Raw genomic sequence first — 18,839 nt, 5'->3', positions numbered from 1 at the left:
CGTGACAAACACCCTCGAACAACTGCAGGCCGGGCAACTCGCCGGCGCACGGCAACTCAAGCTCGCATGCGGGTTGACGGAATTCCCGCGCGAGATCTTCGATCTTGCCGACACGCTCGAAGTGCTCGACCTGACCGGCAATGCGCTGTCCGCGCTGCCGGACGATCTGCCGCGGCTGCACCGCCTGCGCATCCTGTTCGCATCCGGCAACCGCTTCACCGCCTTCCCCGACGTGCTCGGCGCGTGCGACCAGCTCGACATGATCGGCTTCAAGGCGAACCGGATTCGAACGGTACCGAGCGGATCGCTGCCGCGCGCGCTGCGCTGGTTGATCCTTACCGACAACACAATCGACGCATTGCCCACCGACATCGGCGGCTGTTCGCGGCTGCAGAAGCTGATGCTCGCCGGTAACCGGTTGCGCGCGTTGCCGGCTGAATTGGCCGCATGCCGTGCGCTCGAACTGGTGCGGCTGTCCGCGAACCGGCTGGACGAACTGCCCGACTGGCTGTTGCGCCTGCCGCGCCTCGCGTGGCTCGCCGCCGCGGGCAACCCGTTCGGCGCCGCGCCGGAAGCGGCGGCGTCGGCCGAGCCCGAGGTCGCGGACATCGACTGGGCGTCGCTGGCATGCGAGCAGAAACTGGGCGAGGGCGCGTCGGGCGTGATTGTCCGCGCGCAGTGGCGCGCGGATGGTCATCCGCCACGGGCGGTCGCGGTCAAGCTGTTCAAGGGCGCGGTGACGAGCGATGGCCTGCCCGATTGCGAAATGGCCGCGTGCCTGCACGCCGGCCGCCACCCGAAGATGATCCCGGTGATCGGCAAGGTGAGCGGGCATCCCGACGGCACGCACGGCCTCGTGATGGAACTGGTCGATCCCGCGCTCACGAACCTCGCCGGACCGCCGAGCTTCGCGACCTGCACGCGCGACGTGTATGCGGCCGACGCGAGATTCGCGCCGGCGGCAGCGGTGCGGATCGCGCATGGCATCGCGTCGGTGGCGGGCCATCTGCACACGCGCGGCATCATGCATGGCGACCTGTACGCGCACAACATCCTGCACGATGGCGAAGGCGGCGCGCTGCTCGGGGATTTCGGTGCAGCGTCGCTCTACGATGCGAACGATCGCATGCGCGCTGCCGGATTCGAACGGCTCGAGGTGCGGGCGTTCGGCCATCTGCTCGGCGAATTGCTCGAGCGATGCGAGCCGCACGCGTGGGCCGGCAGGAACGCGCTCGATGCGCTCGCGGCGGCGTGCCTGAACGAAGACGTCGATGCGCGGCCGTCGTTCGGGGAGATCGCGGCCGAGCTGGCCGCGCGCGCACGCTGACCGGATCGCGCCCGCTTACGCCTGCCGCGCAGTCAGCAGCCTGATCCCGAGCCCGACGAACAGCAGCCCGCTGGCGCGCTTGAGCACACGCACCGCGCGGCTCATGCCGAAGCCGCGATGGAACCGGCGCACGCCGGCCGAATAGACGCTGTGAACGACCACGACGGTGCACGCGATCGTCGCGTACATCACGACGAACTGCAGCGCGAGCGGGCGGTCGTGCACGATGAACTGCGGCATGAATGCCGACAGGAAGATCATCGTCTTCGGATTGCTGCCCGATACGAACAGCGCTTCGCGGAACAGTTTCCTTCGATCGGGCACGGCGATCTCCGCCGCGCCGGTCGAAGCGGCGGCCTGGCGGTCGCCGCGCAGTTGCCGGACACCGAGGAGCATCAGGTACGCGGCGCCGACCACCTTCATCGCGACGAACAGCGGCGGCATCGCGGCCAGCACCGCGCCGACACCGAGCGCGACGAGCAGCACGACCACGCCTTGTGCCGCGAGGTTGCCCGCGATCGTCGCAGCCGTGCCGTGCGTGCCGTAGCGCACCGTGTTGCGGATGACGAGCAGCACGTTGGGCCCCGGCGACAGCGTCGTGGCGAGATAGGCTGCGGCAAACAGCATCCAGGTCTGGATGGACATGCGGCGCTCCGAGAGGCGGTTCCGGCGGGCGGGATGAAGCGATGATGCCATGCCAATAATGGGCACAGGCCTGCGCCGGAACCGTGCTGCCGCGGCGCGTCAGCGCGCGTCGCGCATGCAGTACGCGGGGATCGACGGCGGCGTGTCGATCGCGGCGGGCCGCGTCATCCACGCGATCCACCCGGCCCATATCCCGCAGACGATCAGCACCGCGAGGTTCAGCGGCGTCCGGTAGCGGACGATCAGGTCGGCCAGCGGCAGGCGGTGTTTCATGTGCGTCTCCTTCGATCGGGGGCGGGGGGCGTTACTGGCCGGCGTAGGTCGGCGCCTTGGCGTCGCAGGTCACGGACACCGTCGAGCCGTCCGCGAAATGCAGCCGGAACGGCACCTTCGCGCCGGGCGCGACCGCCTGGCGCGGTTGCTCCAGCATCACGTGATAGCGCTTCGGCTTGAAGATCACCGTGCCGTGCGCGGGCACGTCGACGGCGTCGACGTGAACCATCTTCGCGGTGCCGCCGTTCGTTTGCGTTTCATGCAGCATCGCCATTCCGTACACAGGCGTGTCGAGGCCGGTCAGCGTGACGGGGGCGTCGCCGTCGTTCTTCAGCGTGAAGTAACCGGACGACGGTACGGTCGCCGGCATCGCGCGGATCCAGCAGTTCTCAGCCTGCACGGCCGGCGCGGCGAACGCGGCGGGGGCTTGCAGCGCCAGCAGTGCGAACAGCAGGCTGGTCGGAATCGAGCGTTTCATGGTTGGTTCTCCTTATGGGTGGATGCAGCGGATGCAAAGGGGAGCGGCGGCGACGCGACCGGCGCGGAACGCCGATGCGCATCGCGAACGTCATTTCAGCGTGAACGCGTAGTGGCCTTGCGTGCGATGGCCGTCGCTGGCCACCGCGATCCACGCGACCGTGTACGTGCCGGCCGCCAGGCTGGCCAGCGCGACATGCATGCGCTTGCGGTTGCCGGCGTCGACGGACGATTTCCCGTCGGCGACCGACTGCCCGTGGCTGTCGGTGACGGCGATCGAGCTGAACGCGGGCTCGAGCGCTTCGCTGAAACCGATCGTGACCGCATGCGGTGCGGTCGAAAGCGTGGCGTCGGCGGCCGGTTCCAGCATCTTCGGAAACGCGTGGGCCTGGGCGGCCTGGATGACGACGAAGCCGAGTGCGGCGAGTGCGCCGCGAACGAAAGGGGCGGTTTTCATGGTTGGGTGTGCGAGTGGCGAATCGGATGGCGCAACACGGATTCGACGGACGGATGCACGCGCACCATCGCAGCAGCACCGATGGCGGCCGACGCCGGCGCGAACGTGCGCGGCCGGACATTCGCCCGCGAGCGAAGATCGGCGCGACAGTCCGGACCGGAAGCGGCCAACCGCACGCACGGCACGACGCCGCGCGCAACACGGTGACACATGATCGTCCTTCGAAACGTGACACGTCGCGCACGCCTGTGGCGTGCGCGGGCCGCGCGATGCGCGACGGCATCACGGGCGTTGACGACGAATCAGGACGGGAACGGAGGGGCGCGCGGTTGCGCGGCCGTGAGCGGCAGCGCGCGGCGCAGGCTTTCGAAGCGGGTCGCTTCGCGGTGCTGAATGACGTGCACGTTGGCCGCGAACGTCAGTTCGGGCGCGGGCAGTGCGGGGGTGTGAGCCAGCAGGCTGCAATAGCCGCATGCCTGGAGGTGGGCCTGCAGGCTCTTCTGCGACGAATCGGCGGAGCGCTCGCCGGTGGCCGGCGCGGCCGTGCAGTAGCCGGCCAGCAACGTATCGACACGCTGCTGCGTCGTCAGTGCCTGCGAGATCGTCGGCGCGAGCGCCGTCATCAGGATGGCGAGCATCCCGATCAGACTGCCGATCTTCCGGAAGCGACGACTCAACATGCGATGCGCGGCGGCGTATGGGCGACGATGGAGCGGATTATGCCACGCACGCCGATTCGCATGTCGGCACGGACGTGCGGCGTGGCGGCGCGCTACGCGTGCTTCGCGAGATATTTCGTGATCAGCGTCATCTGCGCGGCCCAGCCCTGGTCGTTCATCTCGCGCGCCTGCGCGCGGCGGGCTTCGATCAACTGATCGAAGCCCGTTTCGGTGACCGTGAGCAGCGTGCCGCCGGCCTGTGCGGCGAGCGCGAACGTGACGAGCGTCATCGGCTCGGAGGTGTAGTCAAAATTCGGGTCGATCGCGAACGGATGCCAGCGAAACGAGAACAGTTGCTTCGGCTCGAGTCGATCGACGACGATTTCGAACACAGTGCCCGCATAGGGCTCCTGCGCCTTGGCGACGTCGTCGTCGACGCGTGTCGGCGTGATGCGGCCGAACAGCGGCTGGCCGGCCGCGAACGGCCCGTCGAACGTGACGCCGAACCACTGGCCGAATTCGCCGGAATTGCTGACGGCTTCCCACACGCGGTCGGGCGATGCGCTGAGCTGGGCCTGTTTTTCGATGCGATCGGTTTGCTGGGTCATGACGTTCTCCACACAGGATCAACCTTTGCTGGACGGCACGCGCAACCGCGCGCCGCGTCTAGTCGAGCATGACCGCGTCGGGCACGTCGAGCACGAGGTCCGACGTCGCGACGGCCACGCACGGCAGCGTATAGCCGTCGGCTTTTTCCTCGCGGCTCAGCCCCGGCCATTCGATCGTGTAGCGTACGCTGCCGCTGACGATCCGGCAAAGGCAGCTTCGGCACGTGCCGTTGCGGCACGAACGCGGCAGCGACACGTGCGCGAACGCGGCGGCTTCGAGCAGCGTCAGCGAAGCGGGCGCATCGAAGGTCGCGCCGAGCGGCTCGATGCGCACGAGGGGAAGGTGTTCCGGATCGGTCATGGCGGAGGCGGGCGGCAGTTCGGCGGCAACGCGCCAAGCATACCCGAACGGGCTGGCGGCCGGCGCCGGCCGGCCGCTGGCGTCATTGCCGGCGCAGGTGCCGGTACACGGTATTGCGGGCGAGGCCGAGCTCGCGCGCGGCCGCCGACACGTTGCCGCCATGCCGCACGAGCGCGGCATCGATCACCGCGGCCTGATGGCTTTGCAGCGTCGATCCTGCGCGCGTGCCGGCCGATGCGGCCGGCGTTGCGGTGGCGGGTGCGGGTGCAGCCGGTGCGTCGTCGCAGTCGAGCCAGAAATCGTCGGGCAAATGGGCGAGCGTGATTTCTGCTTCATCTTCGGCGAGCATGCCGGCCGTGCGCAGCACGTTGGTCATCTGGCGCAGGTTGCCGGGCCAGCGGTGGCGCGTGAACGCATCGAGCACGTCGGCCGCGATGCAGCGCGGCATCGGTTCGCTGCGTGCGAGCCGCACGAGAATCCGCTCGACGAGCGCGGGCAGGTCGGTGCGTGCGGCGAGCGCCGGCAGCGTGACCGCGAGCCCGTTGATCCGGTAGAACAGGTCTTCGCGGAACGTGCCTGCCGCGATCATCGCGCGCAGGTCGCGATGGGTCGCGCAGACCACGCGCACGTCGACCGGCACCGCGCGCGCGCCGCCGAGCGGCATCACCGCGCGTTCCTGCAGCACGCGCATCAGCCGGACCTGCTGCGCGAGCGGCATGTCGCCGATTTCGTCGAGAAACAGCGTGCCGCCATCGGCCTGCACGATCTTGCCGGGGCTGCCGCGCTTGCGTGCGCCCGTGAACGCGCCGTCCTCATAGCCGAACAGCTCGGCCTCGATCAGCGAATCGGGCAGCGCCGCGCAGTTGACTGCGACGAACGGGCCGTCCGCACGCGGCGATGCCTGGTGCAGTGCGCGGGCGAGCCATTCCTTGCCGGTACCGGTCTGGCCGAGGATCAGCAGCGGCAGGTCGCGCCCGCGGATTTTCGCGACGCGTTCGAGTACGGCGGCCATGCGCGCGTCGCCGGTGTCGAGCGTCGCGAACGTGATCGCATCGGGATCCGGCGTGCGCACGCGTGCGGCGGGCGCGGGCGGCGTGACGGCGACGGTGGTCTTGTGTGCTTCCGCGAATTCGCAGCGCGCCAGCACGCGCACGCCGGTCGACAGCGTGAGGCGGAACATTGCACCGGGCGCACGTGCCGCCTGCTGCGCGAGCTGGCCGAAGCGCATGCCGAACAGCGCGTCGCTGGCTTGATGCTGCAGTGCGTCGAACGATGCGCCGAGCTGGAATTGTGCGCTGCGGTTCGCGGCGATCAGCCCGCCGTCGGGGCTGAATGCGACGAGCCCGGCGAACAGCGAATCGACGCAATCCTCGTGTGCATGAAAGCGTAGCCGCAAGGCTTCCGCGCACTGGTTCGCGAACAGGTGGTTCTCGATCAGTTGCGCGGACATCCGCACGAGCGCGAGCGTATGCGGGCTCGAGCCGCGCGGATCGCCGCTGACGTCGAGCGTGCCGAGCGTGCGGCCGAACGGATCGAAGATCGGCGCGCACGAGCAGGTGAGGATATGGTTGGCGTGCAGGAAGTGTTCGTCGCCGTGCACGGCGACGGCCTGGCCCGATGCGAGCGCGGTGCCGATCGCGTTGGTGCCGCGTGCGCCTTCCGCCCACGAGACGCCGGTACACAGCGCGACGCGGTTGGCTTTCTCGATGAAGTCCGCGTCGCCGATGCTGTGCAGGATCACGCCGTCGGCGTCGGTCAGCAGCACGAGGCTTTGCGTGTCGGCGATTTGCGCGTGCAGGTTCTCCATCACCGGGCGGGCATGCGAGAACAGCGCGTGATTCGTGTCGAGCAGTTCGCGCAGCGCGATGCGCGACAGCGGCGAGAAATCCGGGCGTTCGTGCGCGCGCAGGCCGACCGCGGTCGAACGCGCATGTGCCTGCGCGAGCAGATCGGTGCGACCCGCGGTGGCGGGCAGCACGAAGGGTTGCGGCATGACTTGTCTCCTGTCGGCCCCTGTTAGCGCTTTAGCGCTTACAGGGGCCCCATGCTTCGCGGTCGACAGCAGTTAGCGCTTTAGCGCTTACTGCATGTCCCATGCTTCGCGGTCGGTCCCGGTTAGCGCTTCAGCGCTTACTCTGGCACCACGCTCCTCGAAATTAGCCGATCCGGCACGCGCGCGCTTGCCGAAATCCTCTACAGATTCCCGCCTCCGCGTGCGGCGCACCATCGATGTGCGAACGCCGGCCATCCGGATACGCATCATCATACAAGCGCCGCGTCCGCTACGCGACCGCGGGCAAAATCCACTTGCTTTTAAATGGCCGCCTGCAATGATGGAAATGGAGCACGCACGCGCCGTGTTCCGCATTGCAACATGCATGCGACGCGACATGCATCCGTTCGGGAGACGCATCATGGTTCGGACGGAACTGAGAGTCGTGCTGGCGGCCATCGCCACATTCATCATGCTGGGCGGCATTGCCGTGGCGATTCACGGGCTGCTGTTCGATCTGACCGATGCGGTGCGATACGGGGCGGCCGCGATTGCGGTGGGCGCCACGACAGCCGCGGTCGCGCTCAACGTCTGGCCGAACGATCCTCACTGACGCCGGTTTCCGAATCGGTGCCGGATGCCGCGCTGATCAGACGAAATGCGCGTCGGAACGACGCACGCCGGAAAGTTTGTCTCCTGCGCGAAACCGTCTAAAGTGGAAATCAACCGGCATGCATCGTCCGCGCCTACCCCCGCGGGCCGTGCCTCTGCCGACGAGCCCGCGTACATTTCGTCCGGCCGGTAGCGGACGACGGACGCGGTCATTCGTTTTCTACCGGTCGAGGCGGCTCCCATGCAGATCCATTTCACGAATGAGAAGCCCGAGTATTCGGGGCGCGACCTGATGCTTGGGTTCACGGCGTTGGTCAATGGCGAGCGCGTCCAATGTCAGATCACCGCCGAGGCGCTGGAAGATCACTTCGGCGCGGCGTCGCCGCGCTTCGAGGACATGGTCGGCGCGTTCGACCAGCACCGCGACCGTATCGAGGCGGCTGCACGGCGCCTGCTGTCGGAGACGCGCGCGCAATGCGTGACGCTGCGCAGCGGCTACGTACGCTTCTACGAGGCCAACTGGCGCTGATGACACGACGCTCGTCCTGCTGCGCGCGGCGCTGAACGCTGCGCACGCGAAGACGTTGCCTTCATGCGATGCCGTTCGGCGGGTCCGGGCGGCATTTTCGTATGCGGGACGCACCGGATTGCCCGAGCGCCGGTATGCCCGCGCGTGTCGATTCGTCAGGATCGCAGAAGAATCATGCGAGAACAGAAACGCCACCCGAAGGTGGCGTTTTTTCATCGTGCATCGCGCCGAAGCGCTGCCGTCACTCGCTGCCGAGATAGAAGAAGCGGAACAGGAACACGGCTGCGATGATCCACACGATCGGCTTGACCGTGCGGGCCTGGCCCGTCAGCAGCTTGAGGCCGCCGTACGCGATGAAGCCGAACGCGACGCCGTTCGCGATCGAGTACGTGAACGGCATCAGCAGCGCGGTCAGCGCGGCCGGCACGGCTTCCGTTGCGTCGTCCCACGGTACGTCGACCATCTCGCGCAGCATCAGGCACGACACGTACAGCAGTGCCGGCGCCGTGGCGTACGCCGGCACGACGCCGGCGAGCGGCGCGATGAACAGGCACGCGAGGAACAGCACCGCGACGGTGATGGCCGTCACGCCCGTGCGGCCGCCGGCCTGCACGCCCGACGCGCTTTCGATATACGCGGTGGTCGACGACGTGCCGAGCACCGAGCCCGCGACGATTGCCGTGCTGTCGGCGAGCAGCGCCTTGTTCAGGCGGTTCATCTTGCCTTCGACGAGCAGGCCCGCGCGGTTCGCGACGCCCATCAGCGTGCCCGTCGCGTCGAACAGCTCGACGAGGAAGAACACGAGGATCACGTTGATGATGCCGGTCGACAGCGCGGCGCCGATGTCGAGCTTGAACAGCGTCGCGTCGATCGACGGCGGCGCGGAGAACACGCCGTGGAACTGGTTGTCGCCGAAGAAGAACGACAGGATCGTGACGCCGATGATGCCGATCAGGATCGCGCCGCGCACGCGCAGGTGGTCGAGCGTGACGATCGTGAAGAAGCCGATGATCGCGAGGATCGTGTCGTGCTTGTGCAGGTCGCCCAGCGTGACGAGCGTGGCCGGGCTGCCGACGATCACGCCCGACGTCTTCAGCGAGATGATGCCGAGGAACAGGCCGATACCTGCGGTGATCGAGATCCGCAGCGATTTCGGAATGCCGTTGACGATCGCCTCGCGCACGCGGAACAGCGTGACGAGCAGGAACAGGCAGCCGGAGATGAACACCGCGCCGAGCGCGGCCTGCCATGTGAAGCCCATCCCCTTGACGACCGTGTATGCGAAGTACGCGTTCAGGCCCATGCCGGGCGCGCATGCGATCGGGTAGTTCGCGTACAGCCCCATGATGATCGACGCCAGCGCGGCGACGAGGCAGGTCGCGACGAACACGGATTCCTTGGGCATGCCGGCATCGCCGAGGATCGCGGGGTTGACGAAGATGATGTAAGCCATCGTCAGAAACGTGGTGACGCCCGCGAGTATTTCGGTGCGGAAGTCGGTGCCGGCTTCAGCGAAGCCGAAATACCGCTTGATGGATTCCATGAAGGCGTTTCTCCGGTCGGGTTGTCGTGTTGCTTGTTGTGCCGAATTGTTGTAAAGGCAGTGCGCGGCGGGCTTACTGTAACCAGCCACTATTGCCCGGCTATCGGCGGATTGTAATAGCGCGGATAGCTCGGACGATATAGTTGGAGGGCACGATCGCACGCTCGATCGGCTGCCTGCGCGCGAACGGTCTGGCAGCCCGGCCGCGGCGAAGGCGCGCATTTTACCGGTTCGGGCGAAGCGAACCGGAAGAAATGGCGGAAACGGGAGCGGGACACGCGAACGACGCCGGCCGATGCGTGCGCAACGGCGTGCGGGATGACATCCGACTGAAACGGAGCGCCCGCATGCTGCACGAATGCGGGGCAGGCAGCGCGTGCACGCACACGCCCGTGCGCGGCCGGTACGGATGCCCGGCCGCGGCGTGCAGCGGCGATTCGTCAGTCCAGGCGGTTGCAGATATCGGGCTATCGTGCGCCGAAGCCGTCCCGTCCGCAACTGTCATTTCGCGAGACGGGGGCGACTGTGGTTTCTGTGTAAAAGATTGCAAGACCCCATCGCATAAACCGGCAAGTCTTTCTAGGATAGATACACCGCGCATGCACACGCCGGTCGGTAATTGCCGACGCGGGGGAGTCGCAGTCCGTGCAGGCCGGGCGGTGAAGTGCGGTCAAGGCCGTGCGCGTTCGGGCAGGCACGGCCGCTTGCGATTGCCCGATGCGGGTTCGTCCGTAAATCACGGAGGTCAGCATGTTGAACTGGATCAGCCGTTGGGCGATGCGACACGCCCCCACGCCGGAAAAAACCGCTGCGTCGATGCTCGTGACGGCGCGCATGGAACTGTTCGCTGCCGAACAGCGCGTCATCGACGCGAAATTACAAGCGGATTACTGGCGTACACGTGTGTCATTCCTCGAGGAGGTGCAGAAGCAGGGCATCGATCCGTGGGTGACCTCGCAGGCAGCGCAACGCCCCGACCTTGATTCCACTCCCCGGAGCACGGGCCCGCGTCTCGCCGCCAGCACCTGATGCACCAGTTGCATCCCGTCGCTGCGCACGGCGCGCGATCGCTCGCGGCACGCACCGGCGTGCCGCGTCATTCGATGCGCACCTGCGGCGCGTTACGCCGCAGGTGCGTCCATTTCCGGTCGCGGCCGTTCCGCGTCTCGCGTGCCTGACGGCACGTCGCTCATCCGCTCCTTCTTCCTATCCCTATCCCGACGAGCAAACGTTGCACTCGCGCGAGCGCGCGCCTGAAGCGCTCGCCGCGACGCACGTACGCGGTCGTGAGCGTCGCTTCGACCGACCGGTCGGCATCGGTGCCGAGCCAGATGCGCTCGCCGCGTGCGATGCGCAGCACGTCGCCGGGCTGTACCCAGTCATCGTCGACGCTCGGCGGGCGCGTGACCCACAGCGCCGCGCCATGTGCGCGGAGTTCCGCGTCCTGCGGCGCGCGCCAGGTCATCGTCGAGCGCGGCGCGACCGCGAAACGGATCACGACAGTCGGTAACGCGATCGTGCCGGCGCGGCGCCGATCGGGGCGGTCAAACAGCGGGCTTGCCTGGTCCATCGTCTTCTCCATTCAGTGAGCCGGACGGATGACGCGCACCAGAACAAAAAGGCCTCGTCCGTTTCCGGCGAGGCCTTGTGTGACTTGCGGTACTGCTCGATTGCTAACGCACACGCGCCTCCCGTGAACCCTTCTTTCGAATGTTCATCGAGTGATGAATCGCGGCGGCGATGGGCGTGTACGTAGGCATGCGAACGAGTTTGTCTTCGTGGAACGGCGTTGTCAACGACAATTTTCGGGATAGGCGAGGGCGATGCATCGGCGTGCGCGCCCGGCATTTCGTGACGCCGCTGCGTGCCCGTATCGAGTGCGCAGCGGCGCTTTCGTCATGGCCGACGTCGACTTCGACATCGCTCGCGCAGCACGCTGCGCATGCGCACGAGCGCACGCTCCAGCCACGCGCCGCGTCGCATCGCATACGCGGTCGTGATCGACGCTTCGGCCGGACGGTCGCCGTCGGTGCTCATCCAGATGCGATCGCCGCGCCGCACGCGCAGCACGTCGCCGGCTCGTATCCAGTAATCGTCGACGCTGCCCAGCCGCGTGACCCACAACATCGCGTCGTGCACGCGGATCTCGGCGTCGTCCTGCGCGCGCCACGTCAGCGTCTTGCGCGGCGCGACCGTGAATTGCATCACGACCCGCGGCAATGCGATCGCATCGGTGCGGCACCGATCGGGGCAGACAACCAGCCGGCTTGCTTGGTCCATCGTCATCTCCATCCGTTGAGCCGGGCGGGATGACGCGCACCAAAACAAAAAGGCCTCATCCGTTTCCGGCGAGGCCTTGTGACATGCGCAACTGAATCTCGATGCTAACGCACAAGCGCCTCCGGTGACCGCCACGGGTGGGCGTTCACTCGGTTTTCATGCGCGATGGCGGCGGGTTTGAGCGTAAGCATGCGAACGAGTGTGTCGTGGCAGCCCGGCAATGTCAACGGAAATTTCGAGATACGTGGCGGTCACGCGTCGCGTTGCGCGAGCCCGTTCACGAGCAGCTCGGACAGCAGGCCCGTCATCCCTTCCGGGTGCGTGGCGGCGCGTGCCTTCAGCTGTTCGACGAGTTCGGCGTTGAGCTTGCAGGCGAACGGCACGAGGCCCTGTTCCTGGTCGAGCTTGCGCTGCGCGCGGCGGTCGAGCTTGGCTGCGTCGTCGGCACCCTTGCCGAAACGCGCGGCGTTCGACTGCTTCATCGCGTGCGTCAGCTTGAGCGCCTTGTTCTTTTCGAGATCGGTTTTCTTCATGGCCATCGCGGCACCTCCGGGAAATGAAGCCGCGATTGTACGCATTTCGGCGGGCACCGCCTGCAGAGCCGGCAAGAAACCCGGTCACGCGCCCTTCGTCGTGCCCCAGTTGCCGCCGTGCGCGGCCGCCTGCGCGGCCGGCGAGCGGGCGAGGTAGGCAAGCGCCTGTTCGGTCGAGCCTTCGTGGTGCGGCGTATAGCTCGGCTTGAAATAGCGCAGCGCCGCGCCGATCACCTTCCAGAACGACGGCAGGTGCCCGCGCCGCGAGCCTTGCCGCCACGCGAGCACGAAGCCCGGGTAGCGGCCGGCGTCCGGGTCGCGCCGGTACATGAACTTCGCGCCCGTCGTGATGTAGTAGAGCAGCAGCAGGATCACGAATGCCATGTGCATGCAGCGCTCCGGATACGTGCCGCCCAGGTGCCGGTAGATGTCGAACGCGACCGTGCGGTGCTCGACTTCCTCCGCGCCGTGCCAGCGCAGCAGGTCGACCATCGTCGGATCGGCCTTTACTTCGTCGAGCCCGTGCGCGTTGAGCACCCAGTTGCCGAGATAGCCGAAGAAATGCTCGAGCGACGCGATCACCGCGAGCTGCTGCCGCAGCCAGAATCGCGTGTGGCCGATCTTCAGCCCGAGCGGCTGCTCGCCGAGCACGCGCGTGAAGAGGCGATTGAGCTTTTGCGTGAACGGCTTCGTGTCGATCCCGTGCCGGTCGTAGTAGTGCTTGAGCACGCCGCCGTGCGAACGCGAATGCACGGCCTCCTGCCGCAGGAAGCCTTCGGCCTCGTCGCGCAGGCGCGCATCGGTGATCAGCGGCAAGGCCTTGTTGTACACGCGGCAGAACCACAGCTCGCCTTCCGGGAACAGCAGGTTCAGCGTGTTGATGATGTGCGTGCTGCCCGGATCGTTCGGCACCCAGGTGATCGGCGTGTCGCTGAAGTCGAACTTCACGTGCCGGGCCTTGATCTTGTGATAGTCGGCGGTATCGGTCATCTGTGTCTCCCTGTGCGGCGTCGTGCGCCGTCAATGCGATGCCATGCTGACGCGGGCGATCATCCGGCCGAGCCACGGCATGAAGCGGCCGACGAAGCGCATCGCGTGCGCCTCGCCGCCGACCGCGACGACGGGGCGGTTGCGCAGCACGCCGTCGACCATCGCCTGCGCGACGGTTTCGGGTTTCAGGCCGCGCATCTGGTACAGCTTCGTCGCGCGCTTGCGCAGCCGCGCTTCGTCCTGTGCATTGGCGCCTGCGTATTGCGTCGACGCCATGATCCCGGTCTCCGCGAAGCCGGGGCACACGGCCGTCACGCCGATGCCTTGCTCCGCGAGTTCCGCGCGCATGCATTCGCTGAGCATCAGCACGGCGGCCTTCGTCGTTGCATACGCGGGCAGGTCGCGCGACGGCCCGAACGCGGCGGCCGACGCGGTGTTGACGATGTGCCCGCCGGTGCCGCGCGCGGCCATCTGCTGCGCGAACAGCCGCGAGCCGTGGATCACGCCCCACAGGTTCACGTGCAGGATGCGCTCCCAGTGCCGCGTGCTGGTGTCGAGGATGCCGCCGGCCATGCCGATGCCCGCGTTGTTGATCACGACGTCCGCGCCGCCGAGTTCGCTGCCGACCCACGTCGCCAGCGCTTCCATGTCGTCGGCAGACCCGACGTCGACGCGTTTCGCATGGGCCTGGGCACCGGTCAGCCCGATCAGCAGCGCGGTGCGTTCGGCGCTCGAGAGATCGATGTCGCACGCGACGATCGTCGCGCCTTCGCGGGCGAACGCGAGCGCCGCGCAGCGGCCGATGCCGCTGCCCGCGCCGGTCACCACCGCGACCTTGCCGCTGAAGCGGCCGCTCGTTGCGCGACGGCGCGCGTTCGCGAGCGCGGGCGGCTCGTTGCCCGATTCGACCGCGTCGATCAGTTGCCCGGCGAGTTCCGCGAAGCGCGCCGGATCGGCGAGCGGCAGCCAGTGGCCGGCCGCGACCTCGCGGCGGTAGTACTGCGGCACCCAGCGCGACAGGTTCTCGGACAGCGCGGGGCTCACGTATTTGTCGCCGAGCGGCACGATCGTCTGCACCGGCGCATGCGCGTAGCGTTCGCGCGGTGCGAACAGGCAACGGAGGAAGTTCGCGCGATAGAGGCGCACGCCGCGCGCGCCGTCGTCGGCCTGCGTCGGACGCGGCGCGGCGGGCGTTTTCTCGAGCCGGCGCAGCAGGCGCGGCCATGCGCGGCCGAGCCACAGCCGCCAGCCGAGCTCGGGGATGAACGGCAGGTGGAACAGGGCCACGTACCACGACCGCGCGAGCTGGCCGCCGAGCTTGGCGAGCGACGCGGGCGTCGGGCGCAGCACGCGTTCGCGCAGCCAGAAGCCGACGTGATCGAGGCACGGCCCCGAGCACGACGTGTACGACGCGATGCGGCCGGCGAGGCGCGGATCGGTGACGCATTCCCAGCCCTGGATCGAGCCCCAGTCGTGGGCGATCAGGTGGACGGCGCGGCCGGGGCAGAGCGCGTCGATCACCGCGACGAAGTCGTCGGTCAGTTTCGCGAGGTGGTAGTCGGCCGTGCGTTTCGGCACGCCGGACAGGCCCGCGCCGCGCACGTCGTACGCGATCACGTAGTGCTGGCGCGCGAGCAGCGGCGCGACGTGCTGCCAGACGCTGCTGTCGTCGGGATAGCCGTGCACGAGCACGACCGGCGAGCGGGCCGGGTCGCCCCAGGTCTTGACCGCGAGCGTCAGGTCGCCGGAGGCGACCGCCGTTTCGCGATGAACCGATTCGAACAGGGCCAGCGGCGCTTCGTCGGAAAGAGGCTGCATCGTGAGTCCGTCGTTCAGGGAGTCGGGAGGAAGGGTGCGTTCGTGTCAGGCGGCGGCCGGCACGGTCGCGACCGCCTGCGTACGCTCGGCCTGGCGGCGCTGCCAGCGGCGCACGTGCGGCAGGTCTTCGTCGAGCCAGTACGCGTCGTCGTCGGTGATGACGAGCAGCTCTTCGAATTTCGCGCCAACGCCGGCGAAGCCGAGATGCGGCTCGACCGCCCACAGGCCGGGCACCGGCGCATGCTCGGAGCGGCGGTCGATCGACCACAGCGGCGACCAGCCTTGCTGTTTCGCCGCGCGGCCCTGGTCGAGCAGCAGGTTGCGCGTCGCATTCAGCCCGAAGCGGGCGACGAAGCGCGGCTTCGACAGCTTGTGGATCTTCGCGACGCGATGCGCGAGCACCTTGAACGGATAGGCCTTGTGGCGCGGCTCGACGCCCTGGCGGCGGCACAGCGCGTCGACTTCCTGTGCCACCTCGGCCATCGGCCGGCGCGCCTTCACGAGGCGCACGATCAGGTCGCGGTGGTCCATCAGGTCGTCCTGCAGCTGTTCGAGGATCGGGTTGTGGCCGAGGCAGTGCGCGTAGCCGACATCGGCGACGATACCGTCGAGCACGGGCGCGACGTCGAGGATCACCGGCATGTCGGTCTCGAGCTGCCGGTTGCTCGGAAAGAACGCGAGATTGAAGCCGCCCATGTGCTTGAGGCCCGAGAAGCCGTCGAATGCGGTGCGGTCGCCGAACCACGCGAACGGCTTGTGCAGCCAGTCGTGCACGCCGTTGTCCTGCAGCCATTCGGTCAGCAGGCGCGCGGCTTCCTTTTCGGTGATGCCGGGGTAGAGCATCGCGCCGACCGTTTCGACGCAGCCGTACGCAAGCTGCTGGACCGCGCGGAATTGCGGCAGCTCGTCGAGGTGGACTTCCGGCAGCGGATGGGGGTCGGCCATGATGCGTCTCCAAATGTCGGCCAGAGTTGGCGCTTCAGCGCTTGTCGACCGGTGTGGGTGCTTCAGCACTGACTCCGGTCCCACGCAAAGCGCACGACGGTCCTGTGCAAAGCGGGGGCGCTGATCCGGAATGCATCCGCTGTCGTTTCCGTCGCGAATTATTCAGCCAGCATTTAATGTGCCATTGAGAAATGTAACGATGATAGCCGGTTCGACGTGGCGCGCCAGCCCCCAGGAGGTGAGGATTTCTCCTAATGAAGGGCCGAAATGGAGCAGAGACTCTAGATTTCCGGAGGGTGGGCCGGACGGCCCTCGGCGCACACGCGCATGGATCGGGCGCGCCGGCCGGAGATCGTCACGAGCGGTCTCCCGGCGCCGGCCCGGATGGCCGCGCGTACGGCCGCCTTGCGACGGCCCGGCATGTCGCGCCGGAACAACTCCGCGTCGCGTCGCGATGTGACGCCGTCAAATTGCCGAAATAATTTCGTCACATCATTCGCCTCCGGTTCGGAGCCGTCCCGGCTTCGCCGCGCCGATGCGCCGCCGCTGCGCGGTGTGCCGCGCGGGATAGCGACTGAAACCGATTCGACATTTCCACGGAGAGAGACCATGCAACGCCGCCAGTTCATGAATACCCTTGCCGCGGCGACCGCTGCGACGTCGTTGATGCTCAAGTCCGGCACGGCCGGCGCGAAGAGCGCAACCGCGCCGGATGCGCTGGACCCGGGCCGCTGGTCGCCGTTCAACGCCGCGCGCCTGCAGGCGGTGCTTGACCAGCATGGTGTCGCGAGCGCGCGCTACGACGAAAAGCGCCGCCCGTACGCGGTGTTCGACTGGGACAACACCTGCATCATGAACGACTGCGAAGAGGCGCTGCTGATGTACCAGATCAACCATCTGCAGTACAAGCTGACGCCGGGCGAATTCGTCGACGTGATGTGGAAGGACGTGCCGAAGGGCGCCTTCATGAAGGACTACACGACGGTGGACGGCAAGCCGGTGACGATGGAAGACCTCGCGGCGGATGTCGAATCCGACTATCGCTGGCTCTACGCGAACTACCAGGGATTCGGCGGCGACAAGCGCCTCGACGAGATTCGCGAGACCGATCAGTTCAAGGATTTCCGCGCGAAGCTGTACTTCATGTACGACGCGATCTGCGACACGCATCCGCTCGAGGTCGGCTACAAGTGGATCATCTATTTCTACAAGAACATGACGACCGCCGAGCTGCAGGCGATGGCGGAAGCGTCGAACAACTACGGCATCGGCGACGCGCTGCGCAAGGTCCGCTACGAAAGCCCGAAGGCGCTGCCGGGCAAGGCCGGCGTGGTGGCCGACACGCATTTCCACGGCATTCGCATTCATGAGGAAATCCGCGCGGTGATGCACACGCTGCGCGCGAACGGCATCGACGTGTACGTGAGCACGGCGTCGCTCGACGATGTCGTGCGCGTGTTCGCCGGCAATCCGAACTATGGCTACGGCGTGCCGCCCGGGAACGTGATTGGCCTGCGCCTCGACATGCGGGACGGCAAGTACACGAGCACGTATCCGGCCGGCTGGCATTTCAACTGGGGGCCGGGCAAGACGGTGGGCGTCCGCAACGTCCTCGAGTCGAAGAAGGGCTACGGCCCGCTGCTGGTGTTCGGCGACAGCGACGGCGACGCGTGGATGCTGCGCGACTTCAAGGACACCGCGGCCGGCGTGATCGTCAACCGGATGAAGAAGGGCGAGATCGGCGCGGACAGCAAGCTCGCGGCCGAACAGATCGGCAAGCCGGACGCGCGCTTCCTGCTGCAGGGGCGCGACGAGCAGACGGGCCTGATGATCCCGGACGAGAAGTCGATCAAGTACGGCAAGACCGAGCGCAAGCTGCTGGCTTGAGATGCGCCGGGCTCCGGGCCGTTGCGGCCCAGCGTCCATCGGGATCGATGGACGCGCCGCACGGGCCGGAAAACGGGTGTTTCAACGCTCGCGTGGCATGCCCAACCGCTCCAGCAACGCCCCCAGCAGATCGATCGGCAGCGGAAACACGATCGTCGAGTTCTTGTCCGCCGCGATCGTCGTCAGCGTCTGCAAGTAGCGCAGCTGCATCGCCTGCGGCTGCTGCGCGAGCCGCTGCGCGGCCTGCAGCAGCTTCTCCGACGCCTGCAGTTCGCCTTCCGCGTGAATCACCTTCGCGCGTCGCTCGCGCTCGGCCTCGGCCTGCCGCGCGATCGCGCGGATCATCGTTTCGTTCAGGTCGACGTGCTTGATCTCGACCGTCGACACCTTGATCCCCCACGCGTCGGTCTGCGCGTCGAGCGTCTTCTGGATGTCTGCGTTCAACTGTTCGCGCTCGGCGAGCAGCGCATCGAGTTCGTGCTTGCCCAGCACCGAGCGCAGCGTCGTCTGCGAGAGCTGGCTCGTCGCGTCGAAGAAGCGTGCGACCTGGATCACGGCCTTCTCCGGATCGACGACGCGGAAATACACGACCGCATTGACCTTCACCGACACGTTGTCGCGCGTGATCACGTCCTGCGGCGGCACGTCGAACACGACGGTGCGCAGGTCGATCCGCACGACCTGCTGGACGATCGGGATGATCAGCACGAGCCCCGGCCCCTTCACTTTCCAGAACCGGCCGAGCATGAACACCACGCCGCGCTCGTACTCGCGGAAGATGCGGATCGACGATGCGACGAGCACGACGACAAAGACGATCAGGACGCTGCTGAAGCCGAACGTGTAACCGATCATGAAGGTTCTCCTTGGTGTTGTTCTTGCGCCGGCACGTCGTAGAGCGA

21 protein-coding genes are annotated in these 18,839 nt (G+C 67.3%); 5 read left to right on the top strand and 16 right to left on the bottom strand.

Annotated elements, in window-relative coordinates; translation table 11 throughout:
* Position 1 precedes the first annotated feature (1 nt).
* Entirely contained in the window at positions 2-1,327 is a 1,326-nt protein-coding gene (locus G3N64_RS24735) for a leucine-rich repeat-containing protein kinase family protein (protein ID WP_205786261.1), read from the top strand.
* A 15-nt stretch (positions 1,328-1,342) separates the two neighbouring features.
* Here G3N64_RS24735 and G3N64_RS24730 read toward each other — a convergent pair whose 3' ends face one another.
* The 8 genes from G3N64_RS24730 to G3N64_RS24695 all read right to left on the bottom strand — a co-directional run bounded on the left by G3N64_RS24730 (position 1,343) and on the right by G3N64_RS24695 (position 6,800).
* Positions 1,343-1,972 carry a LysE family translocator gene (locus G3N64_RS24730; protein ID WP_205786260.1) on the bottom strand — a complete coding sequence of 210 codons (630 nt, stop codon included), beginning with the start codon at positions 1,970-1,972 and terminating at the stop codon, positions 1,343-1,345.
* A gap of 99 nt (positions 1,973-2,071) precedes the next feature.
* A complete protein-coding gene (locus tag G3N64_RS24725; RefSeq protein WP_205786259.1) occupies positions 2,072-2,245 on the bottom strand; it encodes a hypothetical protein in 174 nt (57 codons plus the stop codon).
* 31 nt (positions 2,246-2,276) lie between these two features.
* Positions 2,277-2,723 carry a copper chaperone PCu(A)C gene (locus G3N64_RS24720; RefSeq protein WP_205786258.1) on the bottom strand — a complete coding sequence of 149 codons (447 nt, stop codon included), beginning with the start codon at positions 2,721-2,723 and terminating at the stop codon, positions 2,277-2,279.
* 90 nt (positions 2,724-2,813) lie between these two features.
* Entirely contained in the window at positions 2,814-3,179 is a 366-nt protein-coding gene (locus G3N64_RS24715; RefSeq protein WP_205786257.1) for a copper resistance protein CopC, read from the bottom strand.
* A gap of 302 nt (positions 3,180-3,481) precedes the next feature.
* A complete protein-coding gene (locus tag G3N64_RS24710; protein ID WP_205786256.1) occupies positions 3,482-3,859 on the bottom strand; it encodes a DUF2946 domain-containing protein in 378 nt (125 codons plus the stop codon).
* A gap of 92 nt (positions 3,860-3,951) precedes the next feature.
* Positions 3,952-4,446: an SRPBCC family protein gene (locus G3N64_RS24705; RefSeq protein WP_205786255.1), complete on the bottom strand. Its 495-nt coding sequence runs from the start codon at positions 4,444-4,446 to the stop codon at positions 3,952-3,954.
* Between the two features lie 58 nt (positions 4,447-4,504).
* Positions 4,505-4,807: a 2Fe-2S iron-sulfur cluster-binding protein gene (locus tag G3N64_RS24700; RefSeq protein WP_174915919.1), complete on the bottom strand. Its 303-nt coding sequence runs from the start codon at positions 4,805-4,807 to the stop codon at positions 4,505-4,507.
* An 82-nt stretch (positions 4,808-4,889) separates the two neighbouring features.
* Complete coding sequence (locus G3N64_RS24695) at positions 4,890-6,800, bottom strand: sigma-54-dependent Fis family transcriptional regulator (protein WP_205786254.1); 1,911 nt, start codon at positions 6,798-6,800, stop codon at positions 4,890-4,892.
* A gap of 337 nt (positions 6,801-7,137) precedes the next feature.
* On the opposite strand from G3N64_RS24695, the gene G3N64_RS40445 reads away from it, so the two are divergent.
* Positions 7,138-7,413 carry a DUF2964 family protein gene (locus tag G3N64_RS40445; RefSeq protein WP_346778837.1) on the top strand — a complete coding sequence of 92 codons (276 nt, stop codon included), beginning with the start codon at positions 7,138-7,140 and terminating at the stop codon, positions 7,411-7,413.
* A gap of 240 nt (positions 7,414-7,653) precedes the next feature.
* Positions 7,654-7,941, top strand: a complete 288-nt coding sequence (locus G3N64_RS24685) for a DUF1488 domain-containing protein (protein ID WP_034180648.1) — start codon at positions 7,654-7,656, stop codon at positions 7,939-7,941.
* A 241-nt stretch (positions 7,942-8,182) separates the two neighbouring features.
* Here G3N64_RS24685 and G3N64_RS24680 read toward each other — a convergent pair whose 3' ends face one another.
* Positions 8,183-9,484 (bottom strand): NCS2 family permease, encoded by a 1,302-nt coding sequence (locus G3N64_RS24680; protein WP_205786253.1) that lies wholly within the window; start codon positions 9,482-9,484, stop codon positions 8,183-8,185.
* Positions 9,485-10,234: 750 nt separating this feature from the next.
* On the opposite strand from G3N64_RS24680, the gene G3N64_RS24675 reads away from it, so the two are divergent.
* Positions 10,235-10,513, top strand: coding sequence for a hypothetical protein (locus tag G3N64_RS24675; RefSeq protein WP_006480752.1), 279 nt, complete (start codon positions 10,235-10,237; stop codon positions 10,511-10,513).
* 160 nt (positions 10,514-10,673) lie between these two features.
* Here the strand turns inward: G3N64_RS24675 and G3N64_RS24670 are convergent, their stop codons facing one another.
* The 6 genes from G3N64_RS24670 to G3N64_RS24645 form a co-directional block, all read right to left on the bottom strand.
* Positions 10,674-11,054, bottom strand: coding sequence for a DUF2917 domain-containing protein (locus tag G3N64_RS24670; RefSeq protein ID WP_205786252.1), 381 nt, complete (start codon positions 11,052-11,054; stop codon positions 10,674-10,676).
* 326 nt (positions 11,055-11,380) lie between these two features.
* Positions 11,381-11,764, bottom strand: coding sequence for a DUF2917 domain-containing protein (locus G3N64_RS24665; RefSeq protein WP_205786251.1), 384 nt, complete (start codon positions 11,762-11,764; stop codon positions 11,381-11,383).
* Positions 11,765-12,015: 251 nt separating this feature from the next.
* The gene (locus tag G3N64_RS24660) at positions 12,016-12,303 is read right to left on the bottom strand and encodes a hypothetical protein (protein ID WP_205786250.1); all 288 of its coding nucleotides are present in this window, start codon (positions 12,301-12,303) and stop codon (positions 12,016-12,018) included.
* A gap of 78 nt (positions 12,304-12,381) precedes the next feature.
* On the bottom strand, positions 12,382-13,287 hold the full coding sequence (locus G3N64_RS24655) for a metal-dependent hydrolase (RefSeq protein ID WP_205786249.1): 906 nt from the start codon (positions 13,285-13,287) through the stop codon (positions 12,382-12,384).
* A gap of 30 nt (positions 13,288-13,317) precedes the next feature.
* Entirely contained in the window at positions 13,318-15,105 is a 1,788-nt protein-coding gene (locus tag G3N64_RS24650) for an SDR family oxidoreductase (RefSeq protein ID WP_205786248.1), read from the bottom strand.
* Positions 15,106-15,150: 45 nt separating this feature from the next.
* Positions 15,151-16,050 carry a M24 family metallopeptidase gene (locus G3N64_RS24645; protein ID WP_205786247.1) on the bottom strand — a complete coding sequence of 300 codons (900 nt, stop codon included), beginning with the start codon at positions 16,048-16,050 and terminating at the stop codon, positions 15,151-15,153.
* A 609-nt stretch (positions 16,051-16,659) separates the two neighbouring features.
* Between G3N64_RS24645 and G3N64_RS24640 the strand changes: the two genes are divergently transcribed.
* Positions 16,660-17,937 (top strand): haloacid dehalogenase-like hydrolase, encoded by a 1,278-nt coding sequence (locus G3N64_RS24640; protein ID WP_205786246.1) that lies wholly within the window; start codon positions 16,660-16,662, stop codon positions 17,935-17,937.
* Positions 17,938-18,018: 81 nt separating this feature from the next.
* Here G3N64_RS24640 and G3N64_RS24635 read toward each other — a convergent pair whose 3' ends face one another.
* Positions 18,019-18,792, bottom strand: a complete 774-nt coding sequence (locus G3N64_RS24635; protein ID WP_205786245.1) for a slipin family protein — start codon at positions 18,790-18,792, stop codon at positions 18,019-18,021.
* Between the last annotated feature and the right edge of the window lie 47 nt (positions 18,793-18,839).

This window comes from Burkholderia sp. Ac-20344 (genome assembly GCF_017104975.1).
GTDB lineage: Bacteria > Pseudomonadota > Gammaproteobacteria > Burkholderiales > Burkholderiaceae > Burkholderia.
The sequence above is the reverse complement of the archived record's forward strand: the minus strand, read 5'-3'. Positions and strand labels throughout refer to the sequence as shown.